Origin of the sequence: Pontimicrobium aquaticum, from assembly GCF_005047595.1 — a bacterium.
In the GTDB taxonomy this organism is placed as follows: domain Bacteria; phylum Bacteroidota; class Bacteroidia; order Flavobacteriales; family Flavobacteriaceae; genus Pontimicrobium; species Pontimicrobium aquaticum.
In genome coordinates this window covers 499,794-515,835 of sequence record NZ_SUPL01000002.1, presented here as the reverse complement: position 1 = coordinate 515,835, position 16,042 = coordinate 499,794, and the positions used below count along the sequence as shown (strand labels likewise).

23 protein-coding genes and 1 pseudogene are annotated in these 16,042 nt (G+C 31.2%); 16 read left to right on the top strand and 8 right to left on the bottom strand.

The window, feature by feature from the left end:
- Nucleotides 1–23: 23 nt before the first annotated feature.
- The 3 genes from E5167_RS05270 to E5167_RS05260 are packed head-to-tail and all read left to right on the top strand — an operon-like array spanning nucleotide 24 to nucleotide 1,709.
- Entirely contained in the window at nucleotides 24–458 is a 435-nt protein-coding gene (locus E5167_RS05270) for an RrF2 family transcriptional regulator (protein ID WP_136841750.1), read from the top strand.
- A gap of 50 nt (nucleotides 459–508) precedes the next feature.
- Nucleotides 509–1,237 (top strand): iron-sulfur cluster repair di-iron protein, encoded by a 729-nt coding sequence (gene ric / locus E5167_RS05265; protein WP_136841748.1) that lies wholly within the window; start codon nucleotides 509–511, stop codon nucleotides 1,235–1,237.
- On the top strand, nucleotides 1,230–1,709 hold the full coding sequence (locus tag E5167_RS05260) for a hemerythrin domain-containing protein (protein ID WP_136841746.1): 480 nt from the start codon (nucleotides 1,230–1,232) through the stop codon (nucleotides 1,707–1,709). The genes ric and E5167_RS05260 overlap by 8 nt, the downstream gene beginning before the upstream one ends.
- Here E5167_RS05260 and E5167_RS05255 read toward each other — a convergent pair.
- On the bottom strand, nucleotides 1,699–2,091 hold the full coding sequence (locus E5167_RS05255; protein WP_136841743.1) for a DUF7793 family protein: 393 nt from the start codon (nucleotides 2,089–2,091) through the stop codon (nucleotides 1,699–1,701). The genes E5167_RS05260 and E5167_RS05255 overlap by 11 nt on opposite strands.
- Before the next feature lie 226 nt (nucleotides 2,092–2,317).
- On the opposite strand from E5167_RS05255, the gene E5167_RS05250 reads away from it, so the two are divergent.
- The 3 genes from E5167_RS05250 to E5167_RS05240 all read left to right on the top strand — a co-directional run bounded on the left by E5167_RS05250 (nucleotide 2,318) and on the right by E5167_RS05240 (nucleotide 4,287).
- Nucleotides 2,318–3,238 carry a YitT family protein gene (locus E5167_RS05250; protein WP_136841741.1) on the top strand — a complete coding sequence of 307 codons (921 nt, stop codon included), beginning with the start codon at nucleotides 2,318–2,320 and terminating at the stop codon, nucleotides 3,236–3,238.
- 55 nt (nucleotides 3,239–3,293) lie between these two features.
- Complete coding sequence (locus E5167_RS05245; protein WP_136841739.1) at nucleotides 3,294–3,857, top strand: nuclear transport factor 2 family protein; 564 nt, start codon at nucleotides 3,294–3,296, stop codon at nucleotides 3,855–3,857.
- An 82-nt stretch (nucleotides 3,858–3,939) separates the two neighbouring features.
- Nucleotides 3,940–4,287, top strand: a complete 348-nt coding sequence (locus E5167_RS05240) for a DUF7670 domain-containing protein (protein ID WP_136841737.1) — start codon at nucleotides 3,940–3,942, stop codon at nucleotides 4,285–4,287.
- On the opposite strand, the gene E5167_RS05235 is transcribed toward E5167_RS05240, so the two are convergent.
- Nucleotides 4,284–4,961 (bottom strand): uracil-DNA glycosylase family protein, encoded by a 678-nt coding sequence (locus E5167_RS05235; protein ID WP_136841735.1) that lies wholly within the window; start codon nucleotides 4,959–4,961, stop codon nucleotides 4,284–4,286. The two genes, E5167_RS05240 and E5167_RS05235, sit on opposite strands and share 4 nt — an antisense overlap.
- A gap of 61 nt (nucleotides 4,962–5,022) precedes the next feature.
- Here E5167_RS05235 and E5167_RS15530 point away from each other — a divergent pair.
- Nucleotides 5,023–5,107 (top strand): annotated as a pseudogene (locus E5167_RS15530) (30S ribosomal protein THX); the annotation flags it as partial.
- 155 nt (nucleotides 5,108–5,262) lie between these two features.
- Here E5167_RS15530 and yaaA read toward each other — a convergent pair.
- The 3 genes from yaaA to E5167_RS05215 form a co-directional block, all read right to left on the bottom strand.
- On the bottom strand, nucleotides 5,263–6,021 hold the full coding sequence (yaaA, locus tag E5167_RS05225; RefSeq protein WP_136841730.1) for a peroxide stress protein YaaA: 759 nt from the start codon (nucleotides 6,019–6,021) through the stop codon (nucleotides 5,263–5,265).
- A 79-nt stretch (nucleotides 6,022–6,100) separates the two neighbouring features.
- A complete protein-coding gene (locus E5167_RS05220; RefSeq protein WP_239021947.1) occupies nucleotides 6,101–7,156 on the bottom strand; it encodes an RluA family pseudouridine synthase in 1,056 nt (351 codons plus the stop codon).
- A complete protein-coding gene (locus E5167_RS05215; protein WP_136841725.1) occupies nucleotides 7,143–7,694 on the bottom strand; it encodes a PASTA domain-containing protein in 552 nt (183 codons plus the stop codon). Before E5167_RS05215 ends, E5167_RS05220 begins: the two co-directional genes overlap by 14 nt.
- A 177-nt stretch (nucleotides 7,695–7,871) precedes the next feature.
- Between E5167_RS05215 and E5167_RS05210 the strand changes: the two genes are divergently transcribed.
- The 5 genes from E5167_RS05210 to E5167_RS05190 all read left to right on the top strand — a co-directional run bounded on the left by E5167_RS05210 (nucleotide 7,872) and on the right by E5167_RS05190 (nucleotide 10,578).
- A complete protein-coding gene (locus E5167_RS05210) occupies nucleotides 7,872–8,846 on the top strand; it encodes a D-alanine--D-alanine ligase (protein ID WP_136841722.1) in 975 nt (324 codons plus the stop codon).
- 77 nt (nucleotides 8,847–8,923) lie between these two features.
- Nucleotides 8,924–9,328, top strand: coding sequence for a hypothetical protein (locus E5167_RS05205; RefSeq protein WP_136841719.1), 405 nt, complete (start codon nucleotides 8,924–8,926; stop codon nucleotides 9,326–9,328).
- A gap of 4 nt (nucleotides 9,329–9,332) precedes the next feature.
- Complete coding sequence (gene coaD, locus E5167_RS05200) at nucleotides 9,333–9,788, top strand: pantetheine-phosphate adenylyltransferase (protein WP_136841717.1); 456 nt, start codon at nucleotides 9,333–9,335, stop codon at nucleotides 9,786–9,788.
- Between the two features lie 7 nt (nucleotides 9,789–9,795).
- The gene (locus tag E5167_RS05195; RefSeq protein ID WP_136841715.1) at nucleotides 9,796–10,167 is read left to right on the top strand and encodes a VOC family protein; all 372 of its coding nucleotides are present in this window, start codon (nucleotides 9,796–9,798) and stop codon (nucleotides 10,165–10,167) included.
- A complete protein-coding gene (locus E5167_RS05190; protein WP_136841713.1) occupies nucleotides 10,168–10,578 on the top strand; it encodes a VOC family protein in 411 nt (136 codons plus the stop codon).
- Between the two features lies 1 nt (nucleotide 10,579).
- Here the strand turns inward: E5167_RS05190 and E5167_RS05185 are convergent, their stop codons facing one another.
- Complete coding sequence (locus E5167_RS05185) at nucleotides 10,580–12,247, bottom strand: SulP family inorganic anion transporter (RefSeq protein ID WP_136841711.1); 1,668 nt, start codon at nucleotides 12,245–12,247, stop codon at nucleotides 10,580–10,582.
- A gap of 237 nt (nucleotides 12,248–12,484) precedes the next feature.
- Here E5167_RS05185 and E5167_RS05180 point away from each other — a divergent pair, with 237 nt between their 5' ends.
- The gene (locus E5167_RS05180) at nucleotides 12,485–13,030 is read left to right on the top strand and encodes a hypothetical protein (protein WP_239021946.1); all 546 of its coding nucleotides are present in this window, start codon (nucleotides 12,485–12,487) and stop codon (nucleotides 13,028–13,030) included.
- A 45-nt stretch (nucleotides 13,031–13,075) separates the two neighbouring features.
- On the opposite strand, the gene E5167_RS05175 is transcribed toward E5167_RS05180, so the two are convergent.
- Nucleotides 13,076–13,657, bottom strand: a complete 582-nt coding sequence (locus E5167_RS05175; protein ID WP_136841706.1) for an NUDIX hydrolase — start codon at nucleotides 13,655–13,657, stop codon at nucleotides 13,076–13,078.
- A 126-nt stretch (nucleotides 13,658–13,783) separates the two neighbouring features.
- On the opposite strand from E5167_RS05175, the gene pyrE reads away from it, so the two are divergent.
- The gene (gene pyrE, locus E5167_RS05170; protein ID WP_136841895.1) at nucleotides 13,784–14,428 is read left to right on the top strand and encodes an orotate phosphoribosyltransferase; all 645 of its coding nucleotides are present in this window, start codon (nucleotides 13,784–13,786) and stop codon (nucleotides 14,426–14,428) included.
- Nucleotides 14,429–14,449: 21 nt separating this feature from the next.
- The gene (locus E5167_RS05165) at nucleotides 14,450–14,845 is read left to right on the top strand and encodes an SRPBCC family protein (protein ID WP_136841704.1); all 396 of its coding nucleotides are present in this window, start codon (nucleotides 14,450–14,452) and stop codon (nucleotides 14,843–14,845) included.
- On the opposite strand, the gene E5167_RS05160 is transcribed toward E5167_RS05165, so the two are convergent.
- Nucleotides 14,842–15,573 (bottom strand): biotin--[acetyl-CoA-carboxylase] ligase, encoded by a 732-nt coding sequence (locus E5167_RS05160; RefSeq protein WP_136841702.1) that lies wholly within the window; start codon nucleotides 15,571–15,573, stop codon nucleotides 14,842–14,844. The genes E5167_RS05165 and E5167_RS05160 overlap by 4 nt on opposite strands.
- 94 nt (nucleotides 15,574–15,667) lie before the next feature.
- Here E5167_RS05160 and rsfS point away from each other — a divergent pair, with 94 nt between their 5' ends.
- Nucleotides 15,668–16,039, top strand: coding sequence for a ribosome silencing factor (gene rsfS, locus E5167_RS05155; RefSeq protein ID WP_136841700.1), 372 nt, complete (start codon nucleotides 15,668–15,670; stop codon nucleotides 16,037–16,039).
- Nucleotides 16,040–16,042 lie beyond the last annotated feature (3 nt).

Sequence of the window (16,042 nt, the reverse complement as noted above, 5' to 3'; positions counted from 1 at the left end):
TGTATAAAATTAAGATTTAATTCATGTTTTCAAAAGCTTGTGAATACGGAATCAGAGCAACAATACATATTAGCCATCAGTCGCATAATGGCAATAGAGTATCATTAAAAGATATTGCAAAGGCCATAGATTCCCCAGTAGCATTTACAGCAAAAATACTTCAGTCGCTTGCTAAAAATAATGTTGTCACATCAACTAAAGGCTCAACTGGAGGCTATGAAATAATTGAAAATAATCTTAACAAAATTACATTACTTCATGTTGTAAAAGCTATTGATGGAGATAAAATATATAGTGGTTGTGGTTTGGGATTAAATACCTGTAACGCACATAAACCTTGCCCTATGCATGACCAGTTTAAAGCTATTAGAGATGAGTTAAAAATGATGCTAGAAACAACAAGCATAAAAGAATTAACCAATGGGTTACCGCAAGGCATGAGCTTTTTAAAGAGATAAAAATTTAATATAAAATCGGATAATTTTGTCCAATAAAAAATTTAAGCATTATGAATATTCAAAGACATCAAATAATTGGCGAATTAGTAGCACAAGATTATCGCGCAGCATCAGTATTTAAAAAGCATGAAATAGACTTTTGTTGCCATGGTAATAGAACCATTGACGATGCTTGTAAAAAGAAAAACATTGAGTCGCAACATGTTATTAATGACTTAAACAAAGCCGTTCAAACTACAAGCAATGAATCTATTGATTTTGCTTCTTGGCCTTTAGATTTATTAGTAGATTATATTGAAAAGAAACACCATCGTTACGTTGAAGAAAAAACGATAGAAATAAAACCTTACTTAGACAAAATATGTAGAGTTCATGGCAATCGTCATCCAGAGTTATTAAAAATTAATGAAGCATTTACAACGTCGGTTGGCGAATTAGCAAAGCACATGAAAAAAGAAGAATTAATTCTATTTCCTTTTGTAAGAAAGATGGTGAAATCAAATAGCAACAGTGCAGAGTTAAATATGCCTCATTTTGGCACAGTAGAAAATCCAATTAACATGATGATGGATGAGCATTCCACTGAAGGCGAACGTTTTAGAGAAATAGCCAAATTAAGCAACGATTACACACCCCCAATTGACGCTTGCAACACATATAAAGTAACATTTGCCCTTTTAGAGGAGTTTGAAAAAGATTTGCATTTACACATACACTTAGAAAATAATATTCTATTTCCAAAGGCAATTGCTAAAGAAAGAGAGTTTAGTTATGTATAAACCAATTAAGAGACACAAAGCATTGCAACCAGTAAGCCGAGAGCATCATTTTGGCTTACTCTTGTCTTGGAAAATACGACAAGGTTTTAAGTTAAATATTGAGGTAAAAAGAATAAAAGCCTATACTGATTGGTTTTGGACACATCATTTAGTACCTCATTTTAATTTTGAAGAACAATATATGTTCCCAATTTTAAGGAATAACCATAACCTTATTAAAAGAGCTATTAAAGAACATAATAGATTGCAACGTTTATTTACAGCTATAGATAAGATAGAACGAAACTTATGGTTAATCGAAGAAGAACTAGTAGCTCATATTAGATTTGAAGAAAGAATCTTGTTTAAAGAAATTCAAGGCAATGCTACAAAACAACAGTTAGAAATTATTGAACAAGAACATGAAAAAGTTATAACTGAAGAATGGCAAGACCAATTTTGGTTAAAAAACCTAAAACATCTTAACCAATAGACTTATCTCGCTTTTCTTGCTCATAAATCAACCATTTTAAGGCCTCTTCTCTATCTGAAAATATTTTTAAATTCCATTTTTCTTTTCTTGGTAATTTATCTAGCATCTGTGTTGTCATACTTGTTACTTTATTGTAAGCAACAACAGCCATAGCAGCTATTTCGTTAATAGTCGCTAAGTTTTTTTGCGCATTAAAATCGTAAGAATAAGAATGTTTTTTATTTACAAGTAAAGAAAAAGGTGCTTCTAAATTAAATCTTAAAACATCATGATAGTGGTCTATCATAACCTCATCCATTACAACACCTTCATTAATAATGACTTCGGCTATACTCTTTTGTAAAATTATTATTTTACCATACGGAAACTCTAATATTCTCATACCTGATTCTCAATAATAGAAATCCCTCTCTATGCATAAATATCTAAAAAAAACATTCTTAATCCAACTTAATAATTAAAAAAAATCAAATTAATTTATAAAAACCTCTTGTTCAAACATTAAAAGAAATGGGGCTTTTTGTAATTTTTAAAATTCAAATTTCAGTATCTTTGAAAGTAGTCCAATTTTTCTTACAGGCTCATTAAACTAATTATATAATGTAAAAATGAATAGAAAAGCAACTTACACAAATATTTCAGAGTATTTTCAAATTGCACTTGGTATTTTACTAGCAAGTGTGGGTTTAAAAGCATTTTTATTACCTAACGATTTTTTGGATGGAGGCGTTACTGGAACTGCTATTTTAGTTAATTCTCAATTTGAGAATTTAAATATTTCTACACTACTTGTATTAATTAACATTCCTTTTTTAATTCTTGCATATTATACCTTGTCTAAACGAATATTAATAAAGTCTGTTTTCAGTATCATTGGCTTAGCATTAGTTATTCATTTTGTTGAATTTAATACCATTACAGAAGATAAATTGCTTATCTCGATATTTGGAGGCTTGTTTGTTGGTTCTGGTATTGGTTTAACCGTTAAAAATGGTGCTGTGTTAGATGGCTCTGAAATTCTTGGTGTATTTTTAAATGATCGTTTTGGGTTTAGTATTGGTCAAATAATATTATACTTTAACATTATACTTTTTAGTATTACTGCTTTTGTGCTTTCGGTTGAAATTGCTATGTACTCTATTCTCACCTATATTGTTACTGCAAAAGTTATTGATTTGCTTATTGAAGGGTTTGAAGATTTTATTGGTGTTATGATTGTATCTAAACATCATAAAGAAATTAAATCGGCAATTATTAACGAACTAGGTGCTGGAATGACCATTTATAAAGGCGAAAAAGGGTATGGTAGCAGTGGTGAAATGTTAGAGTTTGACATCATCCATACCGTTATAAACAGAATAGATATTAGAAAAATGCATCGTGTTATTGATAAAGTAGATCCTAATGCTTTCTCAATAGAGTTTGACATCAACCATATAAAAGGTGGCGTTTTACGTCGTTATTTGGCAAAAAATAAAGGCAAACAACTCCCTAAAGAAATTCTTAATTACAATAAGAACAAACAATAATTGTAACATTTATACAATTAGTGGTACATATAATCATCAATCAAAAACCAATCAAATGCAATTTAAATCAACCTTTTTGTTATTAGTATTATGTTTACTATTCACTAATTGTAAAGAACAAAGTAATACTCAACCCGAAATTAAAGAAGACCAGGTTCATGGTCGTTTAGAAGTTTCAAATCATAATTCAGAAAAAAATGATCTTTATTATCTCTTGAAAGAAAAAGACAGTTTAATGTTCGAGCTGTCTTACAATCAGTTAAATACTAGTATTCTTGAAGAACTGGCAACCGATGATATTGAGTTTTACCATGACCAAGGAGGTGCTACTTATACAAAACAAGATTTTATTCATGGTATGAAAGGGCTTGGAAATTTATCATATAAAGCAAGAAGAGAATTAGTTAAAGGAAGTACTGAGGTATTTCCTATGTATAAAAATGGTGAGATTTATGCTGCCATTTTAAAAGGAGAACATGCATTTTATGCTAAAGAACCTAATGAAAAACCCGAATATTTAACTAGCACTGCTAAATACACTACACTTTGGATTTTAGTAAATGGTGAATGGAAAATGAGTCGAATTTACAGCTACGACCATCAAGCTCCAAACAATTAATATTCTTACAATTACCACGACATCAACAAGTTATTTTAATTGATTATATTAGTAAAGTACTTACTAATAAATCCCTCAAAAAGTGTTGTCAAAAAAAAGAACACTTAAAATAATTCTTTGGTCTGCAAGAATACTAGGCGCTTTAGTCATTATTTTTTTACTAATGATGACTATTGGCGAATTGTTTACAGACTCAAATATTACAGCTATAAGCACATCAGATGCTATAGCATTATTACTATTCCCTGGAACTATTATATTAGGTTTATTATTAGCTTTTAAGTGGAAAGGTCTTGGTGGATTAATAACAGTTGGAGGCATGATTTGCCTACACATAATAAGACCAGATTTAGCATCGAGTGTTTTAATAAGCGCCTTTGCAATTCCTGGGTTGCTATATATTATCTATTCGGTTTGGTCTAAAAACTAAAAAAACTCTCGATACTGTAACACTCTAAAGTCAAACGTATTAAAATTAGGGCTTTTTGCTTTTTGTGTTTTATACTGAGGTAACCTGCTAATAGAGATATTGGCTGCACCAGATCCTGACGTTAGTGATACTGTTTTTATAATGCGATTAGATTCTGAATCAAGTTCAGAATGACATAGTGAAAACTGATGAACTCTTGGAACTTCATTTGAAACCAACTCTAGTTTTAATCCATAAGTTTTTAAGTGCTTCCTAAAAAAATATTCAGGTCCGTTTTTGCTATTTCCTCCAGTAAACAATAGTGTGTCAATACTTTGATATTGTTTTAAGTAGCCAATAACATCTCTAAGTACAATGTTTTTCATACCTAAATCTGATGCGTCAATTTTGTCTCGTTCTGCGCTCTCAACAATATCACAAACACCTATTTGGTGCTGTATTAAAAATTGCTTTCGTTCCTCAATAGCTTCTTGTGAATTATCAAAACGTAATCCAAGATTATGGATTTTATCAATGAACAACCATAAGGAATTATAATAACTTCCGTAGCAAAAATCGACATCCTTCTCTAATAGAGCTCCTGTTGAAAAACGTGGAGGCGGCAAGGTGCCAACAATTAATTTAGTTGTATCTTGCTGAATAAAAGGTTGATATGGATGCTTATGAAAAAACATAATGTTTTGAATTCGGCATTAAAAATAGTATTTTTAAAGAACTAACATTAAACAGTTACTCATGGGAAAAGGCGATAAGAAATCTAAACGTGGAAAAATAGCAAGAGGAACTTATGGTGTAAGGCGTCCTCGTAAAAAAACAAAAGCTTACAAAGCAGTAGAAGTTAAAGAAAAAAAAGAAACAACCAAAAAAGCAACTACTAAACCAAAAGCAGAACCAAAGAGTAAAGCTGCTACTAAAAAGAAAGCTGCAACTAAAAGAGATGATAAAAAATAAGCGAGAGAAATCTCGCTTTTTTATTTACCTGATAAAAATTAACTCAGTATCTGTGGACATTGCTTCACTATATCCATAACCTTCGTAGTTAAAGCCTTTAATATCGTCAATGGTATTTGCATTTGTATCAATAATATAACGTGTCATATAACCTCTTGCTAACTTTGCAAACGTCATGATTGTTTTGTACTCACCTTTTTTTAAATCTTTAAAATTAGCTGTTATTACAGGTACTTTTAACACCTTTGTATCAATTGCTTTAAAATACTCATTGCTTGCTAAGTTTAAAAATAATTCGCCATCTTCAAGTTCATCATTTAAAGTTTTAGTAATTTTTTGTTTCCAAAACTCATACAAGTTTTTGTTCTTACCTACTGGAAATTTCGTTCCCATTTCTAAACGATAAGGCTGCATTAAATCTAGAGGTTTTAATAAACCATAAAGCCCAGATATGATTCTGATAGTATCTTGTACTTTTTCTAATTTATCTTTAGGTATTGAATAAGCGTCTAACCCACGATACACATCGCCTGAAAATGCATACACTGCTTGTCTAGCATTGTCTTGGTTAAATGGTAATTGCCATTCTTGATTACGTTCATAATTTAACTGTCCTAAATTATCAGAAATTTTCATAAGCTTTGATAAACTCTTAGCAGACTTCTTTTTAAGCAGTTTATTTAATCGTTCTGCTTCTTTTAAAAAGCAATTTTCTGATGCTTTATTAGTTGGTAATTTGCTTTCAAAATTTAATGATTTTGCAGGAGAAAGAACTAATTTCATTGTCTATGGTTTTAGTTTCTCAAATTTAAGAGTAACTAAAATGAAATGAAATAAATTTTAGAAGTAATTATATATAGAATTATAAATTATCTTGATGCTTTGCATAAGATTGCCACTTTTCAATGCATTGTTGCATGTCTTCTGGCATTTCAGTTGTAAAACTCATCCATTTTCCAGTTTCTGGATGTTCAAACCCAAGTGTTTTTGCGTGTAGCGCTTGCCTTGGCAACACTTTAAAACAATTATCTACAAACTGTTTGTATTTAGTAAACGTTGTTCCTTTTAATATTTTTTCGCCACCGTAACGTTCGTCATTAAACAAGGTATGTCCTATATGCTTCATATGTACACGTATTTGATGCGTACGTCCAGTTTCTAATTTACAAGATACTAAGGTAACATAGCCAAAACGCTCTAATACTTTGTAATGGGTTACAGCTGGTTTTCCTTTATCTTCATCATCATCTAAAAAAACGGTGTTTTGCAATCTGTTTTTAGGATGACGACCAATATTACCTTCAATAGTACCTTCGTCCTCTTCAACATTTCCCCAAACCAAAGCAATGTATTCTCTTTCACTTGTTTTTTCAGCAAACTGATTTGACAAGTGGTTCATAGCATTTTCCGTTTTTGCTACTACTAGAAGTCCGCTAGTATCTTTATCAATTCTATGCACCAATCCTGGTCTATCGCTAGAGTTATTAGGCAAATTATCAAAATGAAACGTCAATGCATTAATTAAGGTGCCTGAATAATTTCCATGTCCAGGATGCACAACCATTCCTGCTGGTTTATTTACTACTAGAAGGTGCTCGTCTTCATATACAATATCTATTGGTATATCTTCAGGAACTAATAAGTTCTCATAAGGTGGATGCTCAAAAAGCACTTTTATTTCATCAAAGGGCTTTACCTTATAGTTAGATTTTACAGGCACTCCATTAACACGAATACTACCATCTTTAGCAGCTGCCTGCACCTTATTTCTGGTAGCGTTTTCAATAAAGTTCATTAAATATTTATCGATTCGTAGAGGTTGTTGTCCTTTTTCAACCGTAAATGAATAATGCTCGTAAAGTTCAGGGTTTTCTTCTGGGAAATTATTGGGTTCCATGGAGGTATTATTGTTTTCCATTTCCTAGTACCAAGTCAATTTTTGTAGTCTTTTCAAGCATGGTTCCAGGATTTATTTTTTCACCATTATACCTAATTTCAATTACTTGATCTAAACCAATATCATTAACTCTAGTAATTTTTCCTACCTCAAAACCTAACGCTTCTAATGCAGGTTTTGCTTGTCTAAACGTACGTCTAATAATATTAGGCACACCAACTTTTTTATATCCTGATGGGTTTAACGTTAAGTAAATTTTTCGATTTTCTTTCACTAACGAACCTGCAGCTGGTTGTTGATCAATAACCGAGTATTTAGGGTAATTAGGGTTGTAATTAGCAGAATCTTGAACAACCATGTCTAGATCGTTATCGTCAATTTCTATCTTAACAACATCTAAAGTTTTTCCTTTTAATTCAGGCACTTCAACAAAATCACCATGATTCGTTGAATATTTTAAATACCTAAGTGTAAAAAAACCAATAACAATTATAGCAATAATTGCTAATCCTAATTGCTTTAAAAATTCTTTACTAGACAAAAATTTAATAATGCTCATATTGCTCAAAAATATTTAGCAAAACTACACAATTTTATAGTTCTACAGTGTAAGGGATAAACTTTTAGTTGTTAGATATACGTATATTAAAACAAAAAGGTTTTACGTTACATGAATAAATGATATTTTTACAAACGGTCAAAATAACAATTTATTGAACCCTAATACTTTTATTTAATGAGAAAACATATTGCGATTATTATGGGAGGGTATTCAAGCGAATATGAAATCTCATTAAAAAGTGGAAATGTTGTTTATGAAACGCTAGATAGTGAAAAGTACAACCTATATCGCATTCATATTTTTAAACATAAATGGGTTTATGTAGATGATAATGATGCCGAGTTTCAAGTAAACAAACATGATTTTTCTATTATAAAAGACAAAAAAAAAGTTACTTTCGACTGTGTCTTTAATGCCATACATGGTTCTCCAGGTGAAGATGGCTTTATGCAAGCCTATTTTGAGTTATTGGGTATTCCACAAACCAGTTGTAATATGTATCAAGCTGCTTTAACATTTAACAAACGTGATTGTTTAAGTGTGCTGAAACCCTATGGTATTAAAACTGCTGAATCGTATTACGTTAATCTTGGTGATGCTATAGATGAAGATGCTATTATTAATAAAGTTGGCTTACCATGTTTTGTAAAAGCCAATAAAGCTGGAAGTAGTTTTGGAATTACCAAAGTGTACAAAAGACAAGACTTACAAAATGCCATTGATGTAGCCTTTGCTGAAGATGATGAAATTATTATTGAGTCGTTTTTAGACGGTGTCGAAGTTTCGGTTGGTGTTATTAAATATAAAGGAGAAGTAACAGTGTTGCCCATTACCGAAATAGTAAGCAACAATGATTTTTTTGATTACAAAGCCAAATACTTAGGCGAATCTCAAGAAATAACGCCTGCTAGAATTAGCGATGAAATGACTAAAAAAGTGCAAACTGTTGCAAAGCAAGTATATAACATTTTAAAAATGAATGGTTTTACCAGAAGTGAATACATTTTTAAAGATGGTGAGCCACATTTACTAGAAGTAAACACAGTGCCTGGATTAACCAGAGCAAGTATTTTACCTCAGCAAGCAAATGCGGCTCATATTTCATTGGAAATGTTATTTGATAATGCAATTCAGGAAGCTTTGAAATAGTACTTATTCCTATTATTCTTATATTTGATAAAATATATGATTATATACTATGCTGTATAACATCAAAATTTAAGAAAATGAAAGTTAAAACCCCAGATTTTAAGTTTTTCATCTTTAACCTAATCCTTGTATTAATTCTTAATGCATGTAATAAAGAGGTGAAATCGCTGTCTTTAAATTATTTAAATAATCCAAAGATAGGTGATGTATATTTTGTTGATTATGGAGAAAACAATTTTTCTTCTATAAAGATTACTACTATCAATAATGATAGTATTTCATTTGTTCATAGTGAAAGCATTATTAATCCCGCTCGTTTTGTGGATGAATCTGTTTCATATATGAAGAATATAAGAGTAAAAGAAACTAATAATTCACGTTTTTACAAAGATTCTATTGTTAAATATTCAAGAAAAGACATTTTACAGCAATTTGATAATCAGAAAATTTACAACGTAGTAAGAGTATTGTCTGAGAACTAAAACTATGAAACGAGCCATTTTTCCAGGATCTTTTGATCCAATAACCTTAGGACATTATGATATCATAAAAAGAGGTATTACGCTGTTTGATGAAATTATAGTCGCTATTGGAGTCAATGCTAATAAAAAGTATATGTTTTCTCTTGAAGAACGCAAAAAATTTATAGAAGACACCTTTGCAGATGAACCAAGAGTAAAAGTAATGACTTACAAAGGCCTAACTGTTGATTTTTGTAAGGAAATAGGTGTTGAATTTATTTTAAGAGGCTTACGCAATCCTGCCGATTTTGAGTTTGAAAAAGCCATTGCGCACACCAACAGAGATTTAGCTCCTATTGAAACTGTATTTTTACTGACTTCGGCTGACACCTCATACATAGCATCTTCTATTGTTAGAGATGTAATAAGAAATAATGGTGATTACACCAAACTTGTCCCAGATAGTGTACGTGTAAAATAAAAAGATTATGTATATAAAAATGACGAGTTTACCAGTAAGCGATCCAATTAAAGCACATAATTTCTATACTGAAATTATAGGCCTTAAGTCACATACATTTATGCCTGAAGCTCAGTTGGCTATTGTAACATCTAATGATTGCAAAACAACCATTCTTTTAGAACCCAAAGGCGATGGTTTTTATCACACTTTTCAGAAAACAGCTTATGATCAAGGACTTCCAATTGTTATTTTAGGGAGTGAAAATGTTCAGGCAGATTATGAAAGATTAATTGATTTGGGTGTTAATTTTAAACAAAAGCCTACAAAAACAGATTGGGGTATTGTGGCAATGTTTGAAGATACTTTCGGAAATTATATTCAAATTCATCAAGATTAAATGCATTCTTTTAACATTAACTTTTTAGACCATGTTGCTATTCGTGTCAAAGACATGGAGCTGTCCATTAAATGGTACTCAAGAGTTTTAGGTTTAAAAAAATATCAATTAGAAAAATGGGGTGAGTTTCCTGTATTTATGCTTTCGGGAAAAAGTGGCATTGCAATATTTCCAGCCAATTTAGAACACGAAAAATTAAATCTAGAATCTAGACATGTGAAGATAGACCATTTTGCATTTAATGTGTCTAATGAAGATTTTACTAAAGCACAAAAGCATTTTAAGTCGTTAGGTGAAACATATGATTTTCAGGACCATATATATTTTCATTCTATTTACCTTAAAGACCCTGATAATCATACAGTAGAATTAACAACGCTGCTAGTTGATGAAGATAGCTTCTATAAATAATTTACAAATTATATTCTCCTAAGCCTTTGGTAAACGATTCAGGATTTTCGGCTAAATGATAACGAGGATCATCAATAGCTTCAACAATTACATCTCTAAACAAGGGACTCGATTTATAAAGCAACACTTTACAATCTTCACTAAGATGTTTTAGTTTAATTGATTTACCAGCATCTTTATATTTATTCACCAAATTAAAAATGGCTTCAATAGCTGAATGATCACTAACACGCGATTCTACAAAGTCTATTTCAACCTTATCTGGATCATTTTTAACATCAAATTTTTCATTGAATGCAGTAATGCTTCCAAAGAATAATGGACCCCAAATTTCGTAAACTTTAGTACCATCATCTTTCATACGCTTACGCGCACGAATACGTTTAGCGTTTTCCCATGAGAACACTAATGCACTTACAATAACGCCAGAAATAACAGCGATAGCCAAGTCGAAAACAACGGTTAAACCAGAGACTAGAATCAGTACAAACAAATCTGTTCGAGGTATTTTATTCATAATTCTAAAACTTGACCATGCAAACGTGCCTATAACTACCATAAACATCACTCCAACTAATGCTGCAATTGGTACTTGTTCAATCAATCCTGAAGCAAATAATATAAAGGCTAATAAAGCTAACGCTGCAACAATACCAGATAAGCGTCCACGACCTCCTCCTTTAATATTAATAATAGATTGACCAATCATAGCACAACCTCCCATTCCGCCAAAGAAACCAGTAACGATATTAGCACCTCCTTGGGCTAAACATTCTCTATTTGAGTTTCCTCTTGTTTCTGTTAAGTCATCTATTAAATTGAGTGTCATTAAAGACTCTATTAAACCTATAGCTGCAAGAATTAGAGCGTAAGGACCAATAAATTTAATGGTCTCCCAAGTAAATGGTACTTTGCTGAAAATATCTGTTTGAAACTGTGGTAAACCACCTTTTAAACCTTCTCCTCCTCCATCACGAATAAAACTTCCAACAGTAGCTACATCTAAATTTCCAAAAATAACAATAGCAGATACTACTAAAATAGCGATTAATGCTTCAGGTAGTTTTTTGGTTAGCTTTGGTAGGCCAAACATTATAAACATAGTTACACCTATTAACCCAAACATTATCCAAAATGAAATATTTGTTGATAAACTATTAAACAATTCGCTAAACCAGCCAATTATATTTCCCCAAAATGGGGTTTCTTGAGATACTAGTCTTGGGAACATTTTTAATTGTGCTAGAAAAATCACAATAGCTAATCCATTAACAAATCCCATCATTACAGGATGCGGAATTAACCTCACAAACTTCCCTAGCTTAAAAACACCTGCTAACATTTGTATAATACCCATTAAAATAACAGTAGCGAATAAATAGTATAAACCTAATTGTTCTCCTTCGGCTCCCATAGCGTTTCCTTTTGCCACTAAGGTTACCATAACTACTGCTAATGCACCAGTTGCACCACTAATCATTCCTGGTCGTCCTCCAAAAATTGACGTAATTAAACCAATCATAAACGCTGCATACAAACCAACAAGAGGATCTACACCAGCAACAAAGGCAAATGCTACAGCTTCAGGCACCAAAGCCAAAGCCACAGTTAATCCACTTAAAATATCATTCTTTGCATTGGCTGTACGTTTTCTAATAAACTCAGTCATAATGGGTTGTTTTTAAGAAGCGGCAAAAATACGGTTAATATTAGTTCTTGCAAGTTTGTTGAGCTAATAAAATATTTTTATAACTATATAAAAAATCAAATTAATAACCATATTATAGATGGTTCTACAAATTGCTTTTGTAAGAAAAAGCTACTAACTTTGCTTAACTTCTAATATTAAACAATTAAAATAGTTTATATTATTATTTTGTACACATTTATGAAAAACATCCAGATATTGCTTATAATAATTTTGTCTTCTAATTTAGCTGAAGCACAATTTATAAAGGAAAAATCAATTAATGCCCAAATTGGATATGGAATAAGTTCACCATACTATAGTGTCGGTGAAATTGTTGATGGTGGTCTTTTTTTACAAGGTGAATACGTCTTAAGAATTTCTTCTTGGTTTGAACTTAAACCATATGCTGGTTTAATTTTGACAAGTTCTAATGGAAAAGATCTTAATGACAATCCAACAGATGAAAAAGCCGAATCTAATGCTTTGCTAATAGGTGGAAAAATAAGAGTTAGAGCACCTATTCGTTGGGCTGCACCTTATGTTGAAATTGGGATAGGAGCATCAATAGGAAAGTTTGAGACTTTTACTGCCTTCACTAATATCAATAAAAGTGGATTTATTTATCATATCCCTTTCTCTTTTGGATTGGAATTAGGACGTAACAATAATGTTGATTTGGGTTTTGCCTATTACTTTCAACATACAGTTGATCAGTATGTTGGAGCTCTTGCTGTTGGAATTTCTATACCCTTAAAAAATTAAATAAGAGTTCAACTCAGTCTGTGCTAATATAAAAAACAACATCTCTTACATCAATTCCCTAATATTAGCATAGCTATTTTCCAGTGCTTTAGTTTGCTTCTTTTTACCTAGCCACTTTACTTTGGTAATACCTTCTTTTGTTTCTGGTGTTAGTTTTCCATCATAAGAAGTTTTCATTTCAAACCAATGTGTAATTTTTATTTTATAACGTCCATTGCGCTTAAAAATATGATAGGTTATCTCTAAGGGCTTTGTTATAGTAAGGCCTTTTACTCCTGTTTCTTCTTCGACTTCACGAATAGCACCTTCTCCAATAGATTCTTTGTTTTCTACTCGTCCTTTAGGTAAATCCCATTTATTATTTCTATAAATAAATAGTACTTTTCCTTTATCATTAATTACTTTACCTCCTCCAGCTATAACATTAGGAAACTTTTTAAGAAACTTTTGTAAAAGCTTGTCTTTATTTTTGTGATATAAATAAACGCCTTTATTGTTTCCTCTTTTAAGGTCTCTAACCACCTTAGGTAAATCTACATACTTTAAAGGGTAAGTTTTGTAAAGCTTATCCTCTGATATTTCAGACGTTAAAATGATTGGTTTGTCGTTGACAAAAACTTTATACATTGTGTATATAAGGTTAGGTTGGTAAAAATATTAATTTTTAATTCAAAGTACAGCTTCATCAAAAAAATATTTTTATTCAATATATTTTCATTCCTTAGAATTAAATTAATGTGTAGTTTTGTAGCTATGATTGCTAATAAAAATACTGCTAAAAAAACCGCTGAAGTTTTACTGCAAATTAACGCTATTAAACTTAGTCCAAACAAGCCTTTTACTTGGGCTTCAGGTTGGAAATCGCCAATTTATTGTGATAACAGAATAGTACTGTCATATCCGCCTATTAGAAATTATATTCGTGAAAAAATGGCGAAACATATAGAAAAACAATACGGAAGACCAGATGTAATTGCTGGTGTAGCTACTGGAGCTATTGGTATTGGCGCCTTAGTTGCCGAATATTTAGGGCTACCTTTTGTATATGTGCGTCCTGAAGCAAAAAAGCATGGTCGCCAAAACCAAATTGAGGGTTATATTGAAAAAGGACAAAATGTTGTTGTGGTTGAGGACTTAATTAGTACTGGAAAAAGTAGCTTAAATGCTGTGAAGGCACTAAAAGATGCCGAAGTTATCGTAAAAGGAATGGTTGCAATTTTTTCGTATGGATTTGATATTGCAAATGAAAATTTTGAAAAAGAACATGTAACACTTCACACACTTAGTAATTACGAAAACTTATTAGAACAAGCTCTTGACACAAATTATATTAATAAGAAAGAATTAGAAACTTTGTCACGCTGGAATGCAAATCCTAGTGAATGGAACGCTAATTGATATATTCTTATAAAACACCTTATGAATTTAGAATCACCTAAAGTAACTGTAAATAAATCGGCTCAAGACGTATTTGATTTTTTGATAAACGTTGAAAATTTTGAAAAACTAATGCCTGAAAACATCAGCAAGTTTGAAGTTTTAGACGAAGGCAAATTTTTGTTTGCTTTAAAAGGCATGCCTGAAATTGTTTTAAAACAAAAGGAAGCCATTTCCCCAAATAAAATTGTTTTAGGAGCTGCTGGTGGTAAATTAGATTTTTCGTTAGTTGGCGATATAAATGAAACTTCGGGTGAGCAGAGCGAAATTCAATTAAGCTTCACTGGAGATTTTAATCCAATGATGGCTATGATGATTAAAGGTCCTATCACAAAATTCATTGAAACTTTAGCAACAAACATTCCAAACGCTATTTAATACAAGAGTTGTATTTCCTTTAACTTGAATTCTTTTATAATATTATCTTCAAGTAGTATTTGCAAAGCTCCATTGGTATTTACTCCTTGAATAAATCCTGAAAAAAGGTTTCCTTCTATATCTTTAAAAGTAGATGGCTTAAGTCTCCTAAAAAGTAATGACTCGTAGGCTCTTTTTATAAAATCATGCTTACCTTGTTCTAGCTTTTCAAAGTAATATTTTAAATGTTCAACAATACGTACTAGCAACTCTTCAACATCAAACAAAGTACCTGTTAAATTTTTTAATGATGATGCCATTGGCAAATTTTTAAATTGTGTTTGATTAACATTGAGTCCAATACCAATGATAGTTCCCTCAATATCTTGGTGTTTTATGACATTTTCTATTAAAATACCACATATTTTTTTTTGTTCTGACAAAATGTCGTTAGGCCATTTAACCGCCAATTTTGGTACCTGAAATAATTGTAGAGTCTTTATAATCGCTAACGAAGTTACCATACTTATGTAAAACTGATCATCAATAGAAACACAGCAATTACGTTTAAAAACACTACAAGTAAGGTTTTTTCCTTTTTCAGAATTCCAAACCGAGCCTATTTGGCCACGACCTTTTACTTGATGTTTAGCAATAGCAACAGTAAAATCCTCTAAAACTTTTTTAGAGGCTAATTCGCGTAAATACGAATTTGTAGAGTCAATGGCACTAAGTTTGATTATATGCATTTTAACTAGAAAATTTAAATTATAATTTTCTTAAGATTTTTAGGGTTATAAAGACCTAAAAAAATAATAACTTTGCACAAATTAAAACAAATTAATGACGAAAGAAAATAGTAATGCAGACCAATTAATATCTGTTATATTAAATGGCATTGAAGATGTAAAAGGACAAAACATTAATATTTTAGATTTAAGAGATATAGAAAACACCGTTTGCGATTATTTTATTATTTGCGAAGGATCTTCAAACACACAAGTTAACGCCATCGTTAACTCCGTTCAAAAAAAGGTTAGTAAAGAAACAAAAGATAAACCTTGGCACATCGAAGGTAGCGATAATGCCGAATGGGTTTTAATGGATTATGTAAATGTGGTTGTACATGTTTTTCAAAAGCACATTAGAGAATATTACGATATAGAAAGCCTTTGGGGAGACGCAAAAACAACCAAAATAGAAACTAGTTACTAAAAA

Coding starts and splice junctions, on each gene's coding strand:
- E5167_RS05270 (WP_136841750.1), top strand. CDS start 24: ATGTTTTCAAAAGCTTGTGAATACGGAATCAGAGCAACAATACATATT.
- ric (WP_136841748.1), top strand. CDS start 509: ATGAATATTCAAAGACATCAAATAATTGGCGAATTAGTAGCACAAGAT.
- E5167_RS05260 (WP_136841746.1), top strand. CDS start 1,230: ATGTATAAACCAATTAAGAGACACAAAGCATTGCAACCAGTAAGCCGA.
- E5167_RS05255 (WP_136841743.1), bottom strand. CDS start 2,091: ATGAGAATATTAGAGTTTCCGTATGGTAAAATAATAATTTTACAAAAG.
- E5167_RS05250 (WP_136841741.1), top strand. CDS start 2,318: ATGAATAGAAAAGCAACTTACACAAATATTTCAGAGTATTTTCAAATT.
- E5167_RS05245 (WP_136841739.1), top strand. CDS start 3,294: ATGCAATTTAAATCAACCTTTTTGTTATTAGTATTATGTTTACTATTC.
- E5167_RS05235 (WP_136841735.1), bottom strand. CDS start 4,961: ATGTTTTTTCATAAGCATCCATATCAACCTTTTATTCAGCAAGATACA.
- yaaA (WP_136841730.1), bottom strand. CDS start 6,021: ATGAAATTAGTTCTTTCTCCTGCAAAATCATTAAATTTTGAAAGCAAA.
- E5167_RS05220 (WP_239021947.1), bottom strand. CDS start 7,156: ATGGAAAACAATAATACCTCCATGGAACCCAATAATTTCCCAGAAGAA.
- E5167_RS05215 (WP_136841725.1), bottom strand. CDS start 7,694: ATGAGCATTATTAAATTTTTGTCTAGTAAAGAATTTTTAAAGCAATTA.
- E5167_RS05210 (WP_136841722.1), top strand. CDS start 7,872: ATGAGAAAACATATTGCGATTATTATGGGAGGGTATTCAAGCGAATAT.
- E5167_RS05205 (WP_136841719.1), top strand. CDS start 8,924: ATGAAAGTTAAAACCCCAGATTTTAAGTTTTTCATCTTTAACCTAATC.
- coaD (WP_136841717.1), top strand. CDS start 9,333: ATGAAACGAGCCATTTTTCCAGGATCTTTTGATCCAATAACCTTAGGA.
- E5167_RS05195 (WP_136841715.1), top strand. CDS start 9,796: ATGTATATAAAAATGACGAGTTTACCAGTAAGCGATCCAATTAAAGCA.
- E5167_RS05190 (WP_136841713.1), top strand. CDS start 10,168: ATGCATTCTTTTAACATTAACTTTTTAGACCATGTTGCTATTCGTGTC.
- E5167_RS05185 (WP_136841711.1), bottom strand. CDS start 12,247: ATGACTGAGTTTATTAGAAAACGTACAGCCAATGCAAAGAATGATATT.
- E5167_RS05175 (WP_136841706.1), bottom strand. CDS start 13,657: ATGTATAAAGTTTTTGTCAACGACAAACCAATCATTTTAACGTCTGAA.
- pyrE (WP_136841895.1), top strand. CDS start 13,784: ATGATTGCTAATAAAAATACTGCTAAAAAAACCGCTGAAGTTTTACTG.
- E5167_RS05165 (WP_136841704.1), top strand. CDS start 14,450: ATGAATTTAGAATCACCTAAAGTAACTGTAAATAAATCGGCTCAAGAC.
- E5167_RS05160 (WP_136841702.1), bottom strand. CDS start 15,573: ATGCATATAATCAAACTTAGTGCCATTGACTCTACAAATTCGTATTTA.
- rsfS (WP_136841700.1), top strand. CDS start 15,668: ATGACGAAAGAAAATAGTAATGCAGACCAATTAATATCTGTTATATTA.